Here is a 14,999-nt window from a genome sequence, read left to right as displayed (position 1 = left end):
TCTCCAGGCGCCGCGCGCCTCCCTTCTCCCTCCGGGAGAAGGTGCCCCGCAGGGGCGGATGAGGGTGCGGGCGCAGCCTGGGGAAAAGTCGATTGCGGCGACCGCTGAGGAGAAGGGGCGAAGCTTGGTGCCGTCCGGATGCGCGAGGGGCTTCGCCCCGCACCCTCACCCCAACCCCTCTCCCGGAGGGAGAGGGGCTCTCCAGGCGCCGCGCGCCTCCCTTCTCCCTTCGGGAGAAGGTGCCCCGAAGGGGCGGATGAGGGTGCGGGCGCAGCCTGGGGAAACGTCGATTGCAGCGGCGGTTGAGGGTGAAGCGCGAAAGCTTGGTGTCGTCCTGATGCTCTAGGGGCTTCGCCCTCGGACCCTCACCCCAACCCCTCTCCCGTAGGGAGAGGGGTTATGGTGTTTCGAAGGGGCGCTCAGCCCATGCGCTGCCGTACCGCCTCGAACAGGGTCACGCCGGCGGCGACCGAGACGTTGAGGCTCTCGATCTCGCCCGGCATCGGGATGCGGACCAGGCCGTCGCAATGCTCGCGGGTCAGCCGGCGCAGGCCGTCGGACTCGCCGCCCAGCACCAGCGCCACGTTGCCGCGCAGGTCCTGCGCGTACAGCGAGGTCTCGGCTTCGCCGGCCAGGCCGTAGATCCACACGCCCTGCTTCTGCAGGTCGCGCAGGCAGCGCGCGAGGTTAGTCACCGCCACGATCGGCAGGCGGTCGGCGGCGCCGGCCGAGGTCTTGCGCACGGTGGCGTTGACCGGCGCCGACTTGTCCTTGGGAATCACCACCGCCGTCACCCCGGCCGCGGCGGCACTGCGCAGGCAGGCGCCGAGATTGTGCGGGTCTTGCACACCGTCCAGCACCAGCAGCAGGGCGCGGCCTTCGGCGGCGCTGACCAGGCCTTCCAACTCGTTCTCCGACCAGGTCCGCGCCGCGGCGTAGCGCGCAGCCACGCCTTGATGGCGTACCGCGCCGCCGACGCCATCCAGCGCCTGCGTGTTCACCCGCCGCACGTCGATGCCCTTGCGCCGTGCGTTCTCTTCGATCTCCTGCAGGCGCGGATTCTTGCTGCCCGCCTCCACCAGCACCTCGCGCACGTTGTCCGCGTCGTTCTCGATCGACGAGGCCACGGCATTGACGCCGACGATCCACTGGTTCTGCTTGCTCATGAGGCGGGACTACGCGAAAGGAAAGCGGGCATGGTAGGGGTTGTGGCCGCTGGCGTCATGCCTGAGGGGCCGGGATTGGGGATTCGGGATTCGGGATTGGCAGAAGCGGCTTGGCCGGGACGTCCTGCTTTCAGCGAGGCTCGCGGCATGTTGTCGCGGCCGCAGGGTCGCCGATGCAACGCCATCCAGACAGGTCGCGGCGCGGCCTTGTGGGAGGGACTTCAGTCCCGACGCGATGACTTGGAGAACCCCGGCCTGCTGCCTGGCGCGACCGATTGTCAAAGGTCGCCAGCGATCTCCCGACAACGCTCCGCGCGACGTCGGCACCGGCGATAGCGCCTCACGCCGGCCAGCGCTCGGTGTCGTGGTCCGGATGCTGACGCGAGACGACATCGGCCAGGAACGAGGCGGCGGCCAGATCGCCTTCGGTGCGGATCGCCGATAGGCGATGCAGGGCGTCGACGAACGGCAGCTTCGCTTCGATGCCGTACTGGATGGTCGGCGGCAGCGCCTCCGGATGGTCGAAGGCGCCGGCGGCGATGGCGATGCCATCCGGGGCCTCGTAGGTCAACGGCGTGCCGCAGTCGGCGCAGAAGCCGCGCTGCACCAGGTTGGACGAGGCGAAGCGCCTGGGCGTGCCACGGGTCCAGGTCAGTTCCGCGCCGCGGGTCGAGACCAGTGGCGCGTAGTAGGCACCGAAGGCCTTCTGGCACATCCGGCAATGACAGATCGAGGCGTCGTGCAGGCGCCCGCGTACCCGGAAGCGCACCGCGCCGCATTGGCAACCGCCGCTGTACTCCTGCTCCATGCCTGCTCTCCGCTGCGGACCGCATCGCGCAGATGTCGCCCCCGCACGACGCAAGGAAAGCGCGATCGCGGCGGCCGCCAGGCGGCCGGCCGCGACGCTGCGCCGTCAGTACTTCTTTTTCTTGCGCTTGGCCGGCTGTCCACGCGGCGGCGGCGGCGCAGGCTCGTCGTGTGCCGGGCCGCCCTCCTCGACCAGCCGGAAGTCGATCTTGCGCTCCTCCATGCTCGCCTTCAGCACCAGGATGCGTACGCGGTCGCCCAGGCGGAACTCGCGCCCGCGGCGCTCGCCGGTCAGGGTCTTGCGGGTGGCGTCGAAGTGGTAATAGTCCTGCGGCAACTGGGTCACGTGGATCAGGCCGTTGACCTTGGACTGGTCCAGCTCGACGAACAGGCCGAAGCTGGTCACGCCGCTGACCACGCCGTCGAACTGCCCGCCGACGTGCTTTTCCATCCATGCGGCGCGGTAACGCTCGTCGACCTCGCGCTCAGCCTCGTCGGCACGGCGCTCGCGCTCGGAGCACTGCAGCGCCAGCGCCGCCATCGCGCGCGGCGCGTACAGGTACTTGTCCGGCGCGCCGCGGGTCAGCGCGTACTTGATCGCGCGATGCACCAGCAGGTCCGGATAACGGCGGATCGGCGAGGTGAAGTGCGCGTACGCCTCCAGCGCCAGGCCGAAGTGGCCGGCGTTGTCGGGCGAGTACACCGCCATGCTCTGGCTGCGCAGCAGCACCGATTCCAGCAGCGCCGCATCCGGGCGCTCGCGCACCTTCTTCAGCAGCTTGGTGAAGTCGCCCGGCACCACCTTGCTCCATGCCGGCAGGCTCAGCTTGAACTCCTTGAGGAACTCCAGCAGGTCGGCGTACTTGGATTCCGGCGGCCGCTCGTGTACGCGGAACGGCGCCGGGATGTGCGTCTCCAGCAGGTAGCGCGCCGCGGCCACGTTGGCGGCGATCATGCATTCCTCGATCAGCTTGTGCGCGTCGTTGCGCACCAGCATGCCGGCCTGGGTCACCTCGCCGGTGTTGTCGAGCACGAAGCGCACTTCCGAGGACTCGAACTCGATGGCGCCGCGGCGCGCGCGCGCCTTGGCCAGGATCTGGTAAAGCTGGTGCAGCCGCTCCAGCTGCGGCAGCACCGCCGCCACGTCCTTGCGCACCTGTTCGTCCTTCTCGCCCACCGCCTGCCACACCTGCTCGTAGGTGAGCCGCGCGTGCGAGTTCATCACCGCCTCGTAGAAGCGCGCACCGGCCACCTCGCCCTGGCGGTCGATCTGCATGTCGCAGACGAAGCACATGCGGTCGACCTTGGGGTTGAGCGAACAGATGCCGTTGGACAGCGTCTCCGGCAGCATCGGCACCACGAAGCCGGGGAAATACACCGAGGTCGCGCGCTTGACCGCCTCGGTATCCAGCGGCGTGCCCGGACGCACGTAGTGCGACACGTCGGCGATCGCCACCACCAGGCGGAACCCGTCGGCGTTGGACTCGCAGAACACCGCGTCGTCGAAGTCCTTGGCGTCGGCGCCGTCGATGGTCACCAGCGGCGTCTGCCGCAGGTCCACGCGGCCCTTGATCGCCGCCGGCTCCACCGTCAGCGGCACCGCCGCGGCTTCGTCCAGCACCTCCTGCGGGAATTCGTAGGGAAGCTCGTGGCCGTGAATCGCCGCTTCCACCAGCAGCGACGGGGTCAGCTTGTCGCCCAGCACGGCGATGATTTTGCCGATCGGCGGCCGCCGCGCATCCGGCGCGGAGGTGAGTTCGCACACCACCAGTTGCCCGTCGCGGGCCTCGCCGACGGCGTCGGCGGGGATCTGCACGTTGCGCTGGATGCGCTTGTCGTCGGGCACCACGAAGGCGATGCCCGCTTCCAGGCTGAAGCGACCGATCATGCGGGTCAGGCCGCGCTCGAGCACGCGCGCGATGCTGCCTTCGCGGCGGCCGCGGCGGTCGATGCCGGTGACATTGGCCAGCGCGCGGTCGCCGTGCAGCACCTTGCGCATTTCGTACGGCGGCAGGAACAGGTCGTCGCCGCCCTCGTCCGGGCGCAGGAAGCCGAAGCCATCGGGATTGGCGATCACCACGCCGGGGATCAGGTTGGTCTGCTGCAGCGGCGCGTAGCCGCCACGGCGGTTCTGCACCAGTTGCGCCTCGCGCAGCATCGCGCCCAGGCGCTTGCTCAGCGCTTCCTTGCGCGTCGGCTCGGTCAGGCCGAGTTGTTCGGCCAGTTCGTCCAGGGTCTGCGGGCCGTCGCAGCGTTCGAGCAACTGCAGGATCGCCTCGCGGCTGGCGATCGGCTGCGCATAGCGCTCGGCCTCGCGCGCGGCGTAGGGGTCCTGGATCGGCGCGGCGGCCGGGGGTGCGGTCTCAGGGGTGCCACCCCGCGGCGGGGACGGCGGGTGCAGCGGTTGCAGCGGCGGCTTGGGGCCACGGCGCAGGAAGCTGGGCATCCAGGCGGGCAGACGCGATTTCTTCGGCGTGTCGGGGGTGGAAGCGTCGCTGGAGGCGGATTTGCCGGGCTTGCCGGACTTGCTTTTGCGGGTTGTCATCCGGGCATGGTACTCCCATGAGGGTGGTCACCACCCGAACCGGGCGGTGCGAGCCCCGCGAGCGTGCCCCCAGAAACGACGAAGCCCGCGTCAGCGGGCCGGTCGGTGCGAGAGTTCAGCGCTCTCGCAGTCTTGCTTTTGGTGCCCAGGAGAGGACTCGAACCTCCACGGTTTTACCCGCTAGTACCTGAAACTAGTGCGTCTACCAATTCCGCCACCTGGGCGCTGAAGGCCGCGAATTCTGCGGTGCCCGCGCGACCTTGTCAACGCCTATTTCGCATTCGCTCGCGATCGCCTGCGCCGATGCCACGCCCCCACCGGACAAGCAGCCACGCCCCGCGCGCGTCGGCGGCGCACGCAGTCGGCGGAAAACCGCAGGTGCAACGCGGATTCCGACACGGCGCTGTCATAAGCGGACCCGCTTCGAAGAACCGGCGTGACGGCAACGGAAGTTCGCGATTTTGTCGGTTGACCCGGATCGGCGCCCCGCTAGTTTGCATCCGGCAATCCGTCGCCCTCCCCCACGCTCCGGAGCATCCCCATGCACAGCCTGTCCGCCTCCCTGCTCGCCGCCGCCCTGTTTGCCAGCGCCACCAGCGCCTCCGCCGCCGGCGCCGACGACGCCACGCTCAATTCCCTCACCGAGATCCAGCGCGCCCTGGACAGCGGTGCCTCAGTCGCCGTGGCGATCGACCTGAGCCAGTGCACGCCCACCTCCGGCGGCGCCACGCCCAGCCAGACCCGCGGCGGCCTGCGCATCGGCGCCTACCGCGTCACCGCCGACGGCACCCTGTCCTTCGCCGACGACCACGTCACCGTCGGCCGCGACGGCAAGCCGATCCAGCAGTTCCTGCGCTACCAGGTGCATCCGGACAACAGCATCGACTTCACCATGTTCGTGTTCGCCCTGCCCAGCTACCAACAGACCGGCAGCACCCTCGGCTATCGCTGCGCGATCAACCAGGGCCTGCGCTTCAACGTCGGTTACTGACCCGCGCGGTCAGCAGCCGCTGCACAGGCGTCTGGAGGATGCCTGCCGCAGACACGCGGGCCGCCTCATCTCCGGGGCGGCCCGTGAACTTGGCAGCCGTCTCCACCGGTGCGAGACTTCCTGCCTCGCTTCCGTCCCTGGTGGCCGCCCTGTTCCGGACCTCCAAACAGCCACCCACGCCTGCCACGGCGTGCGCCGGACTGCCGCAGCTCCTGCTGCAGGCGCTAGCTCCACTGATGGGCAACCGTCGCCCCGAGGTCACGGAGACGTTCCTGCCTACGACCAGCGCGAACGGCCTGGCGATCATCGACCAACAGCTGCGTGCCTGGACCAGCGCTGCCTACGCAACGTGGTCGGCCGACACGCTGCGGAGCATCCTGATGTGTCCGATGCGCGAGGACGCGCGGCAGTCGTTGCTGTTCCTGGCATGCGCGCATCCGGATGGCCGGGAACGGCAGAAGGCGGTCTGGAATCTCGGCCAGTTCCCTTGCTATCTGAGCCTGGTCGCTGCGCTGTTGCGATCCGCCGACTGGGTACCGCAAGTGCGCTTCGCCGCGCGCGAGGCGGTCCAGCGACTGCTGGACGGCTGCAGCGCCGATGCGGTGCTGGACGCGTGGCCGCTGGTCCTGCGGCTGCAGCGATGGGAGCGCGCATCCGACGGATGGCTCGAAGCGAGCGTGGAAGGCTGGATGCTGGCCCCGTCCAACGACGCTCTACTTCAGCGGGCGCGTGCGTCCACGGATCCGGCGCTGCGCGCCTGGGCCTACAGGGCGTCGATCGAATGCGGAAACACCCGGCTGCACGGGCAGGCGCTCATGCAGCAAGACCCGCGCATCGGTCTGCATGCGCTGCGCCATGCCCAGGCGACGCTCGATGCGGCATCCATCGCGGCGATCGCCGCGGCCGGATTGCATGCGCCGCACCCGGCCGTGCGCCGGGAATGTCTGCACGCACTTGCGTCGGCGGACCCGGCGACCGCCGCCACTGCGCTGCCGCGCGCCCTGCTGGATCGCGCGTCCGGCGTCCGCCGCCTTGCGGCCTATCTCACGCGGGAACAAGGCACCGACCCGCGCATCGCATGGCGCGCGGCACTGGACCAGGACAGCCAGGACGCCCAGATCGGCGCCCTCGCATCGCTTGCCGAAGACGCCGAGCCCGAAGACGCGGCGCGCCTGCGCCTGCGTCTGCTCGCCACGCGCGCGAGCGTGCGCCAGCAGGCACTGAAGGGCCTGTTGCGCCTCGGGCAACCGATTCCCCCGGATACCATCAGCCGGCTCCTGCAACTGGGTGGCGGCAGGGTTATGGAGACATTGAACGACGCCATCCGCAACAGCGCGGTGACGCTCGACGCTGCGCTGATCCTGCACGTCCTTGGCGATGCAGCGACGGACGCCGCTTGCCGCGCGCGGCTGCACAGGCTCATGCGCATGCGCAGCCTCTGGGACGGTCTGACGCAGCTGCTGGTACTGCACGTGCGCGAAGCGGACCGTCACTGGTGGCTGCTGGCAATCGACGACTGGATCGACCGAAGCGACACCTATACGCCATTGGGCGAGCAACGCAAGCGCGCGCTGCTGGACGCCATCACCGAGCGCACTGCCGACCTGCCCGAGCCGCGTGCAACGAAGATCCGGGCAGCCGTGCTGCGCTATTGAGACGTCGGTTGCGTCCTGCCGAGGCGCACGCACGCGCAGCCATCGCACGAGACGCGCGCTGCGGCGTCGCGCATCGGCGGGGTGCTGTGATCCGGGGCGAGCGCCGTCAAGGGTTCATCCCTGCCGGCCGAATTGGCACGACAAAGCGCTTGACAGTGTCCGCCGCCACGCGCAGAATTCTCGTTCTGAGTTGCCCAGGTGGCGGAATTGGTAGACGCACTAGTTTCAGGTACTAGCGGGTAAAACCGTGGAGGTTCGAGTCCTCTCCTGGGCACCACGACCGACAGGTCGAGCATGATCTCAAAACCCGCTTCGGCGGGTTTTTTGTTGGCTGCATGCAGGCCGCGACGCTCAGCGCTGCGGCGGACGCAACGGACCGATGTCCACACGCACGCCCTTCACCCACACCGCCACCTTGTAGGCACGGTAGCCCGGGTTGTGGCGCTCGGCCGCACGCGCGGCCAGGTAGGCATTGGCGGCATGTACCAGCACCTGCAAGGACGGCTCCAGTTGCGCGACGCGCCGGAGTCTCACTTCGTAGGTGGCCATGCGCCCTCCCCCACGCACCGGCGGGCGCCGTGTCGTGCCGCTATCGGCCGACACAGCGCGGCGGCGCACCGCGGTGCCGACACCCTCGTGTCCATGACGTCCTTGTGCTGCATGCGCATCCTCGCGCGTCCGTGCGTTCCGCACCGCGTGAGTATTGTATTTCCGAACAATTCGAGTCAAGCACAGCTGTACGACAAGCCGGCGGATGCTCCATATCTTGGTAGGCCCGCCGTCCCCCGAGGCCCACCGCGATGAATAGCTTCGGCGAGCGCTTGCGCGAAGCCAGAAGAGCCGCAGGGCTCACCCAGGAGCAGTTGGGCTTCGCGCTGGACGTCACCAAGTCGTCGGTCTCGGCCTGGGAGAACGACCGCGAAACGCCCAGCTTCCGCCTGCTGCCGACGCTGCGCAGCGTGCTGAACCGCTCGCTCGACGAGCTGGTGTGCGGCGTGGGCCCGGGCAAGCGCGTGCAGGACCTGCCTTCCGACTATCCGTTGCTGGCGCAGGATGCGCAGGAACGCGCATTGCTGGCGCGCTATCGCAACGCGCCGCCGGGCCACCGCGAAGCGGTACTGCAACTGCTCAAGCCCAGCAGCGGCTGAGGTCGCGCTCGCGGCCGTGGCCCTCGCGTAATGCCGGAAAGCCACGCGCAGGAGCGGCTTCAGCCGCGACGAGGCTGGTCGGTAGTGCCTGGTCGCGGCTGAAGCCGCTCCTACCTGAGCAATGACATCTGCCGCCGAGCGGCAGCAAAAGCGCGTCGTTCGACGCGAGCTTCAGCCGCCGACGCCGATCTCGCGCAAGGCGTCGCCCCAGATGCGGTAGCCGGCTTCGCTGGGATGGGTGCTGTCCGGCATCAGCGCCGCCGGCAGCGTGCCGTCCGGCTGCAGGAACCGCGCGCCGATGTCGAGCCAGCGCACCTGCGGATCGTGACCGAAGCGCGCGGCCAGCAGACGGTTGGTCTGCAGGATCGGCGCGCGCTGCGGCGCATCGGCGGCGAAGCCGCGCGGGAAGATGCCCATCAGCACGATCCGACTGCGCGGCAGGCGTCGCCGGACCTCGGCGACCACCGCGGCGACGCCGTCTGCGGTCTCCTGCGGCGAGTTGGCGCGCGCATGCTCGGTGCCGGTGAGATTGTTGGTGCCGAGGTTGATCACCACCCAGCGCGGTGCCAGGCCGTCGACCTCGCCCTGGCGCAGCCGCCACAGCACGTTCTGGGTGCGGTCCCAGCCGAAGCCCAGGTTCAGCACGCGCGCGCCGCCGAAGGTGCGCTGCCAGGCCTGCGCGCCGTTCACCCGGATCGCCTGTGGTGCGCCCGCCCAGAAATGGGTGATCGAGTCGCCGAGCATCACCACCTGCGGCTGCAGCTGGCGGGCGGCATCCAGCGCGGCATGGTGGCGGCCGTACCAGTCGTAGGAATCCTGCTCCAGCCAGGGCACCGCGATGCGCGCGGTGTCGACGTCGGTCATCGCGTCCAGCGGCACCCGTGGCGCGTCGTCGAGCAGCCGCGCCAGGGTCGGCTCGATGGCCTCGGCCATGCGCCGCTGCCCGCGCGTATCCGGGTGCAGCGCACCGCTGCCCGGCCGCTGCCGCGGATCGTAGAACAGGCCCTGTTCCAGCGTGCCGTCCGCGCGCTGGAAGACGGTGCCGATGTCCAGGTACGTCACCCGCGGGTTGTCGCCGTAGCGCACCGCCAGTGCGCGATTGACCTCGGCATCGCGTGCGCTCTTCTGCGCCGACAGCGCACTCGGCAGCAGGCCCAGCAACAGGATGCGCGTATGCGGCAGGCGCTGCTCCAGCGTGGCGACCACCGCCTCGATGCCGCGCACCGTGTCCGCCGCGCCCTGCCCCTCGTGGCCGGTGTTGTTGGTGCCGATCAGCACCAGGGCGACCTTGGGCCGCAGGCCGTCGACTTCGCCGTGCTGCAGGCGCCACAGCACGTGCTCGGTGGCGTCGCCGCTGAAGCCGAGGTTGAGCGCGCCGCGGCTGCCGTAGAAGGTCTGCCAGGTCGACTGGAAGTCCTGGTCCGGCGCCTGCGCCTTTTCGTAGTTCTGGGTGATCGAATCGCCGATCAGCAGCAGCGGCGCCTCCGGCTGCGCACGCACCTGCGCCAGCACCTGCTGGTGGCGCTCGGCCCACCAGGCCTCGTGCAGACGGTCGGCCGGGGTCACCGGCACTGGCGAGGCGGCCGGCGGCGACGCGGCCTGCGCATGCGCCGGAGGCGCGCCGAGACACAGCAGCGCGAAGACGATCGCGCCTGCAGACGCGGTGACGAAGCGGGCGCCGAGGGCGCGGAGAAGACGCTGCATGGGCGGGGCTGCCGAAGCCTGCGGAGCGCCGATTCTGGTGCGCGGGCCGCAGCGGCGGCAAGTGGCGCGACACCGGAGCGCGACGCCGGGCACGCGGGTCGCGCTGCCGCGACGCGGCGGCGTGCCCGGACGACACGCCGCCGCACAAAGACCACACTGCATGACCGGCCGGCGAACGACGTCGCCGGCCGTCGCTGCCTCAGTGGCCGCCGGCGGCCGCCGCGCCGCCACCGCCGCCGAACGGCGGCTTGGCCAGCCACAGGAAGAAGATGATCCCGAGGAAGGTCCAGCCCAGCAGGTAGAAGATGTCGTTGAAGCCCATCTGCGAGGCCTGGTGGTTGATGGTGTTGTTGAGCAACGCCGCGCCGTTCTGCAGGCTGCCGTTGCCCATCATCTGCACCTGTTCCTGCATGCCCGGCGTGTAGGTGGAGATGTGTTCGGTCAGGTGCGCATGGTGCAGCTGCGTGCGCTTGGCCCACAGGTAGGTGGTCAGCGAGGCGGCGAAGCTGCCGCCCAGCGTGCGCAGGAACGTGGCCAGGCCGGAACCGGCGGCGATCTCGCGCCCGTCCAGGTCCGACAGCAGGATCTGCAGCACCGGCATGAAGAACAGCGCCACGCCCACGCCCATCAGCAACTGCACCCCGGCCACGTGCGGGAAATCCACCTGCAGGTTGAAGTCCGAGCGCATGAAGCTGGTGGTGGCCATGAAGATGAAGGCGATGCTGGCCAGCAGCCGCAGGTCGAAGCGCGAGGCGTACTTGCCGACGAACGGGGTCATGATCACCGGCAGGATGCCGATCGGCGCGGTGGCCAGGCCGGCCCAGATCGCGGTGTAGCCCATGTCACGCTGCAGCCACTGCGGGATCAGCAGCGACACGCTGAAGAACGCCGCATAGGCCACGATCAGCGCCATGGTGCCGGCGCGGAAGTTGCGGTGGCGGAACAGGCGCAGGTCGACGATCGGATCCTTGTCGGTCAGTTCCCAGATCAGGAACACCGCCAGCGCCACCGCCGAGATCGCGGCCAGCACGACGATCTTGGTCGAGTTGAACCAGTCCTCGTCGTTGCCCAGGTCCAGCACCACCTGCAGGCAGCCCACGCCGATGATCAGGGTGATCAGGCCGACGTAGTCCATGCGCGGGCGCTCGGTCGGCTCGGGACGGTCGCGCAACTGCGAGCCGACCACGGTCGCGGCGATGATGCCCAGCGGCACGTTGATCAGGAAGATCCATTCCCAGCTGTAGTTGTCGGTGATCCAGCCGCCGAGGATCGGCCCGGCAATGGGCGCGACCACGGTGATCATCGCCAGCAGCGCCAGCGCCTGGCCGCGTTTCTCGCGCGGATAGATCGACACCAGCAGGCTCTGGGTGATCGGGTACATCGGGCCGCAGACGAAGCCCTGCAGCGCGCGCGACACCACCAGCATGCCCATGCTCTGGGCCAGGCCGCACAGCAGCGAGGCCGCGGTGAAGGCCAGCGTGGCCCACACGAACAGCTTGGTCTCGCCGAAGCGGCGGCTGAGGAAGCCGGTCAGCGGCAGCGCGATGGCGTTGCTGACCGCGAACGAGGTGATGACCCAGGTGGCCTGCTGCGAACTGGCGCCGAGGTTGCCGGCGATGGTGGGCAGCGACACGTTGGCGATGGTGGTGTCGAGCACCTGCATGAACGAGGCCATCGCCAGGCCCACCGTGCACAACGCCACACTGGCCGGGCGGAACCCGGCGGCCGGTGCGCCCGGAGCCCCGGGCGCGGCGGGAGCGGCAGCTTGGTTGGACATGACCGGGCTCAGTTCGCCTTGGCGGCGTCGGGCAGGTTGGCGTGGATGATCTGCTTCACGGCCGCGTCGGCCTGCTGCAGTTGCTGCGCATAGACGTCGGTATCCAGCAGCGCGCCGCTGGCCGGCTTGGTCGGCAGCACCCCGCCGTTCTGGTCATGCAGGTTGACGTCGGCCTTCATCGACAGGCCGATGCGCAGCGGGTGCTGCTCCAGTTGCTTGGCGTCGATGGCGATGCGCACCGGCACGCGCTGCACGATCTTGATCCAGTTGCCGCTGGCGTTCTGCGCCGGCAGCAGCGAGAACGCGCTGCCGGTGCCGATGCCGAGGCTCTGCACGGTGCCGCGGTAGGTCACCGCGCTGCCGTACACATCCGACTCCAGTTCCACCGGCTGGCCCAGGCGCATGTGCTTGAGCTGGGTTTCCTTGAAGTTGGCGTCCACCCACACCTGGTTCAGCGGCACCACCGCCATCAGCGCGGTGCCGGGCTGCACGCGCTGGCCGACCTGCACCGAGCGCCGCGCCACGTAGCCGGACACCGGCGCGACGATGGCGCTGCGGGCGTTGTTGAGGAAGGCCTGACGCACCTGCGCGGCGGCCGCCTGCACGTCGGGCTGGTCGGCCACGCCGTTCTCGTCGATCAAGGCGCGGTTGCGCGCCAGGGTCTCGCGCGAGCCGCTGACCGCGGCCTCGGCGGCGGCCAGCTGGTCGCGGGCATGCGCCAGCTCTTCGGCGGAGATCGCGCCGGTGGCGACCAGGCTGGCGCGGCGGGCGACGTCGGCGCGGGCGCGCTGCAGGGTCACCTGCTGCGCGGACAGTTCGGCCTGGGCGCCCTCGACCGAGCGGTACAGACCGCGCACCTGGCGCACGGTGCGCGCCAGATTGGCCTCGGCCTGCTGCAGCGCGACCTCGGTGTCGGCCGGGTCGAGCTTGACCAGCGGCTGGCCGCGCTCCACGCGCATGCCGTCGTCGGCGTCGATGCGCACCACGGTGCCGGCCACCATCGGGGTGATCTGCACCAGGTTGCCCTGCACGTAGGCGTCGTCGGTGTCCTCGTGCCAGCGGCCGACCAGGAAGTACCAGATCGCCAGCGCGATCAGCACCAGCACCACTACCACGGCCAGGCCGCGCAGCAGCTTGCCGCGCCGGCTGGAGGCGGGAGCGGAGGAAGCGGGGGTCGTTGTCTGATTCATTGCAGCGATCTCAGGAATGCGAAGGTGCGGAAGAAGAGCTCGGCGCGTCGGCGGCGGAGGTGGCGTCGTAGCCGCCGCCCAGCGCCTGATTCAGGCGCACCGAGACCAGGATCTGGTTGGCTTGCAGGGACGCCAGCCGCTGTTGCGCGTCGAGCAACTGCTGCTGCGCGCTGAGCACGTCCAGGTAGTTGCCGATGCCGGCGCGGTAGCGCTGCTGCGACAGGTCGAAGGCGGCCTGCGCCGTCTCCAGCGCCTGCGCCTGCTGCTGCGCCTGCTCGGCCAGCGAACGCGCCGCGTTGACCTGGTCGGCCACCTCGCGCAGCGCCGCCACCAGGGTCTGGTTGTAGTTGGCCACCGCCAGGTCGTACTGCGCGTCGCGCTCGGCCAACTGGCTGCGCAGCCGTCCGCTGTCGAACAGCGGCAGGCTCACGCCGGGGCTGAGCAGGCCCAGCACCGAGGAACTCTTGAACAGGTCGCCGGGGTTGGTGGCGGCGACGCCGCCCAGCAGGCTCAGGTTGATGCTGGGATAGAACTGCGCCTTGGCCGCATGGATGCCCTGCGAGGCGGCTTCCACGCGCCAGCGCGCGGCGACCACGTCGGGTCGGCGGCCGAGCAGGTCGCTGGGCAGCACCGACGGCACCCGCGCGGCCTGCGGGTCGAGCAGGCGCGGCCGCTCGATCTGCAGCCCGCGGTCCGGGCCCCGGCCGAGCAAGGCCGCCAGCGCGGTACGCGCTTCGTCGACCTGCTGCTGCGCCGCCGCCTGCTGCTGGCGCGCCGCCGGCACCCGCGCCTCGGCCTGGCGCAGTTGCAGGTTGCTGTCGATGCCGGCATCGCGGCGCTGCCGCACCAGCTTCAGGCTGTTCTCCGAGCGCGCCAGTTCGGCGCCGGCCAGGTCGTACAGATGCCAGGCGTAGCCCAACTGCGCGTAAGCGCGGGCGACGCCGGCCGACAGGTCCAGGCGCGCGGCCTGCGCGTCGACCTCGGCCGCATGCGCCTGGTCCACCGCCGCCTCCCACGAGGCGCGCTTGCCGCCCCACAGGTCGAAGCCGTAGCTGAAGTCCAGCAGGGCCTGTTCGTTGTGGATGTACTTGCCGCCGATCTCGTCGCCGACCAGGCCCTTGGGCAGTTGCAGGCCGGTGTAGCCGGCCGACAGCGACAGCTTGGCGCCGCGGTCGGCATCGGCGGCGCCGGCCTGTGCCTGCGCCAGGCGCAGCCGCGCATCGGCGGCGTCCAGGCTGGGCGTGCCCTGCAGGGCCTCGGCGATCAGCGCGTCGAGCTGCGGATCGCCCAGCGCCTTCCACCAGTCCTGCTGCGGCCACGGCGCCGGCGCCAGTGCGTCGGCGGCCAGGGTCTTGTCGATGTGCAGCTGGCGGTCGGCATCGAGTCGGCGCCCCTGCGGTTCCAGGCCACGGCTGCTGGCGCAGGCCGCCAGCGCCAGGGTGAGGGCCGCGACCGCGAATGGACGCAGGCGGGAAGGAGAAGAAGACAGAGTCATGTGGGCGGGTTCAGTGCGAATTGAGGGAGTCGCGGACGCGGGCCAACAACGAGAACAGCTGCTCGCGCTCTTCTGCGGACAGATCGCGCAGCGCGTCGGCGATGGCGTCGTCGCCGCGCTGCTTGAGTTGCTGCCACAGCGCGCGGCCGTCGTCGGTGAGCACGATCTGCAGCGCGCGGCGGTCCTGCGCATGCGCCTCGCGGCGCACCCAGCCCAGGTCTTCCAGCTTGTCCAGCAGGCGCGTCACCGCGCTGGGGTTCTGGTCGATGGCCTGGGCCAGTTCGTTGGCGGTGCATGGCGCCATGTAGGCCAGGGCCTTCATGCCGAGGTAGTGGCTGAAGCCCAGGTCCGGCTCCAACCCGGTCATGGCCTGGTCGAGGCGGCGCATCAGGCCGTCACGCACCTGGCGCAGGAGCAGGCCGAACGAGGGCGGGCCAGGCAGGGAGGGAGCGCAGTTCATGGGCGCCTATTATTTTCATTTAGAAATATATGTCAAGAAAATATCCCCATGGAAATTAGAT

General features: G+C 69.9%; 12 protein-coding genes and 2 tRNA genes. 4 read left to right on the top strand and 10 right to left on the bottom strand.

Features of this window, described 5'->3' with window-relative positions:
- Positions 1-419 precede the first annotated feature (419 nt).
- The 4 genes from rlmB to AC1PK7_RS07665 form a co-directional block, all read right to left on the bottom strand.
- Positions 420-1,166: a 23S rRNA (guanosine(2251)-2'-O)-methyltransferase RlmB gene (rlmB, locus tag AC1PK7_RS07680; protein ID WP_010343988.1), complete on the bottom strand. Its 747-nt coding sequence runs from the start codon at positions 1,164-1,166 to the stop codon at positions 420-422.
- 340 nt (positions 1,167-1,506) lie between these two features.
- Positions 1,507-1,974 carry a GFA family protein gene (locus tag AC1PK7_RS07675; protein ID WP_481100385.1) on the bottom strand — a complete coding sequence of 156 codons (468 nt, stop codon included), beginning with the start codon at positions 1,972-1,974 and terminating at the stop codon, positions 1,507-1,509.
- Between the two features lie 105 nt (positions 1,975-2,079).
- A complete protein-coding gene (gene rnr, locus AC1PK7_RS07670; protein ID WP_481100384.1) occupies positions 2,080-4,518 on the bottom strand; it encodes a ribonuclease R in 2,439 nt (812 codons plus the stop codon).
- Between the two features lie 139 nt (positions 4,519-4,657).
- Positions 4,658-4,742 (bottom strand) — tRNA-Leu (locus AC1PK7_RS07665).
- Positions 4,743-5,059: 317 nt separating this feature from the next.
- Here AC1PK7_RS07665 and AC1PK7_RS07660 point away from each other — a divergent pair.
- From AC1PK7_RS07660 to AC1PK7_RS07650, 3 genes are all read left to right on the top strand, one after another.
- Complete coding sequence (locus AC1PK7_RS07660) at positions 5,060-5,509, top strand: VirK family protein (protein WP_481100383.1); 450 nt, start codon at positions 5,060-5,062, stop codon at positions 5,507-5,509.
- Positions 5,510-5,745: 236 nt separating this feature from the next.
- A complete protein-coding gene (locus AC1PK7_RS07655) occupies positions 5,746-7,164 on the top strand; it encodes a HEAT repeat domain-containing protein (RefSeq protein WP_481100382.1) in 1,419 nt (472 codons plus the stop codon).
- Positions 7,165-7,356: 192 nt separating this feature from the next.
- Positions 7,357-7,441 (top strand) — tRNA-Leu (locus AC1PK7_RS07650).
- A gap of 74 nt (positions 7,442-7,515) precedes the next feature.
- On the opposite strand, the gene AC1PK7_RS07645 is transcribed toward AC1PK7_RS07650, so the two are convergent.
- Positions 7,516-7,713, bottom strand: a complete 198-nt coding sequence (locus AC1PK7_RS07645; RefSeq protein ID WP_010343993.1) for a hypothetical protein — start codon at positions 7,711-7,713, stop codon at positions 7,516-7,518.
- A 251-nt stretch (positions 7,714-7,964) separates the two neighbouring features.
- On the opposite strand from AC1PK7_RS07645, the gene AC1PK7_RS07640 reads away from it, so the two are divergent.
- On the top strand, positions 7,965-8,312 hold the full coding sequence (locus AC1PK7_RS07640) for a helix-turn-helix domain-containing protein (RefSeq protein ID WP_029562242.1): 348 nt from the start codon (positions 7,965-7,967) through the stop codon (positions 8,310-8,312).
- 171 nt (positions 8,313-8,483) lie between these two features.
- On the opposite strand, the gene AC1PK7_RS07635 is transcribed toward AC1PK7_RS07640, so the two are convergent.
- The 5 genes from AC1PK7_RS07635 to AC1PK7_RS07615 form a co-directional block, all read right to left on the bottom strand.
- A complete protein-coding gene (locus tag AC1PK7_RS07635; protein ID WP_481100381.1) occupies positions 8,484-10,016 on the bottom strand; it encodes a GDSL-type esterase/lipase family protein in 1,533 nt (510 codons plus the stop codon).
- Between the two features lie 199 nt (positions 10,017-10,215).
- Positions 10,216-11,793 carry a DHA2 family efflux MFS transporter permease subunit gene (locus AC1PK7_RS07630; protein ID WP_041500323.1) on the bottom strand — a complete coding sequence of 526 codons (1,578 nt, stop codon included), beginning with the start codon at positions 11,791-11,793 and terminating at the stop codon, positions 10,216-10,218.
- An 8-nt stretch (positions 11,794-11,801) separates the two neighbouring features.
- A complete protein-coding gene (locus AC1PK7_RS07625; protein ID WP_481100380.1) occupies positions 11,802-12,983 on the bottom strand; it encodes a multidrug transporter in 1,182 nt (393 codons plus the stop codon).
- Between the two features lie 10 nt (positions 12,984-12,993).
- Positions 12,994-14,478, bottom strand: a complete 1,485-nt coding sequence (locus AC1PK7_RS07620; protein ID WP_481100379.1) for an efflux transporter outer membrane subunit — start codon at positions 14,476-14,478, stop codon at positions 12,994-12,996.
- A 10-nt stretch (positions 14,479-14,488) separates the two neighbouring features.
- Positions 14,489-14,938, bottom strand: a complete 450-nt coding sequence (locus tag AC1PK7_RS07615) for a MarR family winged helix-turn-helix transcriptional regulator (RefSeq protein ID WP_209029804.1) — start codon at positions 14,936-14,938, stop codon at positions 14,489-14,491.
- Between the last annotated feature and the right edge of the window lie 61 nt (positions 14,939-14,999).

Source organism: Xanthomonas sp. NCPPB 3174 (assembly GCF_056725205.1).
The sequence above is the reverse complement of the archived record's forward strand: the minus strand, read 5'-3'. Positions and strand labels throughout refer to the sequence as shown.

Coding starts and splice junctions, on each gene's coding strand:
- rlmB (WP_010343988.1), bottom strand. CDS start 1,166: ATGAGCAAGCAGAACCAGTGGATCGTCGGCGTCAATGCCGTGGCCTCG.
- AC1PK7_RS07675 (WP_481100385.1), bottom strand. CDS start 1,974: ATGGAGCAGGAGTACAGCGGCGGTTGCCAATGCGGCGCGGTGCGCTTC.
- rnr (WP_481100384.1), bottom strand. CDS start 4,518: ATGACAACCCGCAAAAGCAAGTCCGGCAAGCCCGGCAAATCCGCCTCC.
- AC1PK7_RS07660 (WP_481100383.1), top strand. CDS start 5,060: ATGCACAGCCTGTCCGCCTCCCTGCTCGCCGCCGCCCTGTTTGCCAGC.
- AC1PK7_RS07655 (WP_481100382.1), top strand. CDS start 5,746: ATGGGCAACCGTCGCCCCGAGGTCACGGAGACGTTCCTGCCTACGACC.
- AC1PK7_RS07645 (WP_010343993.1), bottom strand. CDS start 7,713: ATGGCCACCTACGAAGTGAGACTCCGGCGCGTCGCGCAACTGGAGCCG.
- AC1PK7_RS07640 (WP_029562242.1), top strand. CDS start 7,965: ATGAATAGCTTCGGCGAGCGCTTGCGCGAAGCCAGAAGAGCCGCAGGG.
- AC1PK7_RS07635 (WP_481100381.1), bottom strand. CDS start 10,016: ATGCAGCGTCTTCTCCGCGCCCTCGGCGCCCGCTTCGTCACCGCGTCT.
- AC1PK7_RS07630 (WP_041500323.1), bottom strand. CDS start 11,793: ATGTCCAACCAAGCTGCCGCTCCCGCCGCGCCCGGGGCTCCGGGCGCA.
- AC1PK7_RS07625 (WP_481100380.1), bottom strand. CDS start 12,983: ATGAATCAGACAACGACCCCCGCTTCCTCCGCTCCCGCCTCCAGCCGG.
- AC1PK7_RS07620 (WP_481100379.1), bottom strand. CDS start 14,478: ATGACTCTGTCTTCTTCTCCTTCCCGCCTGCGTCCATTCGCGGTCGCG.
- AC1PK7_RS07615 (WP_209029804.1), bottom strand. CDS start 14,938: ATGAACTGCGCTCCCTCCCTGCCTGGCCCGCCCTCGTTCGGCCTGCTC.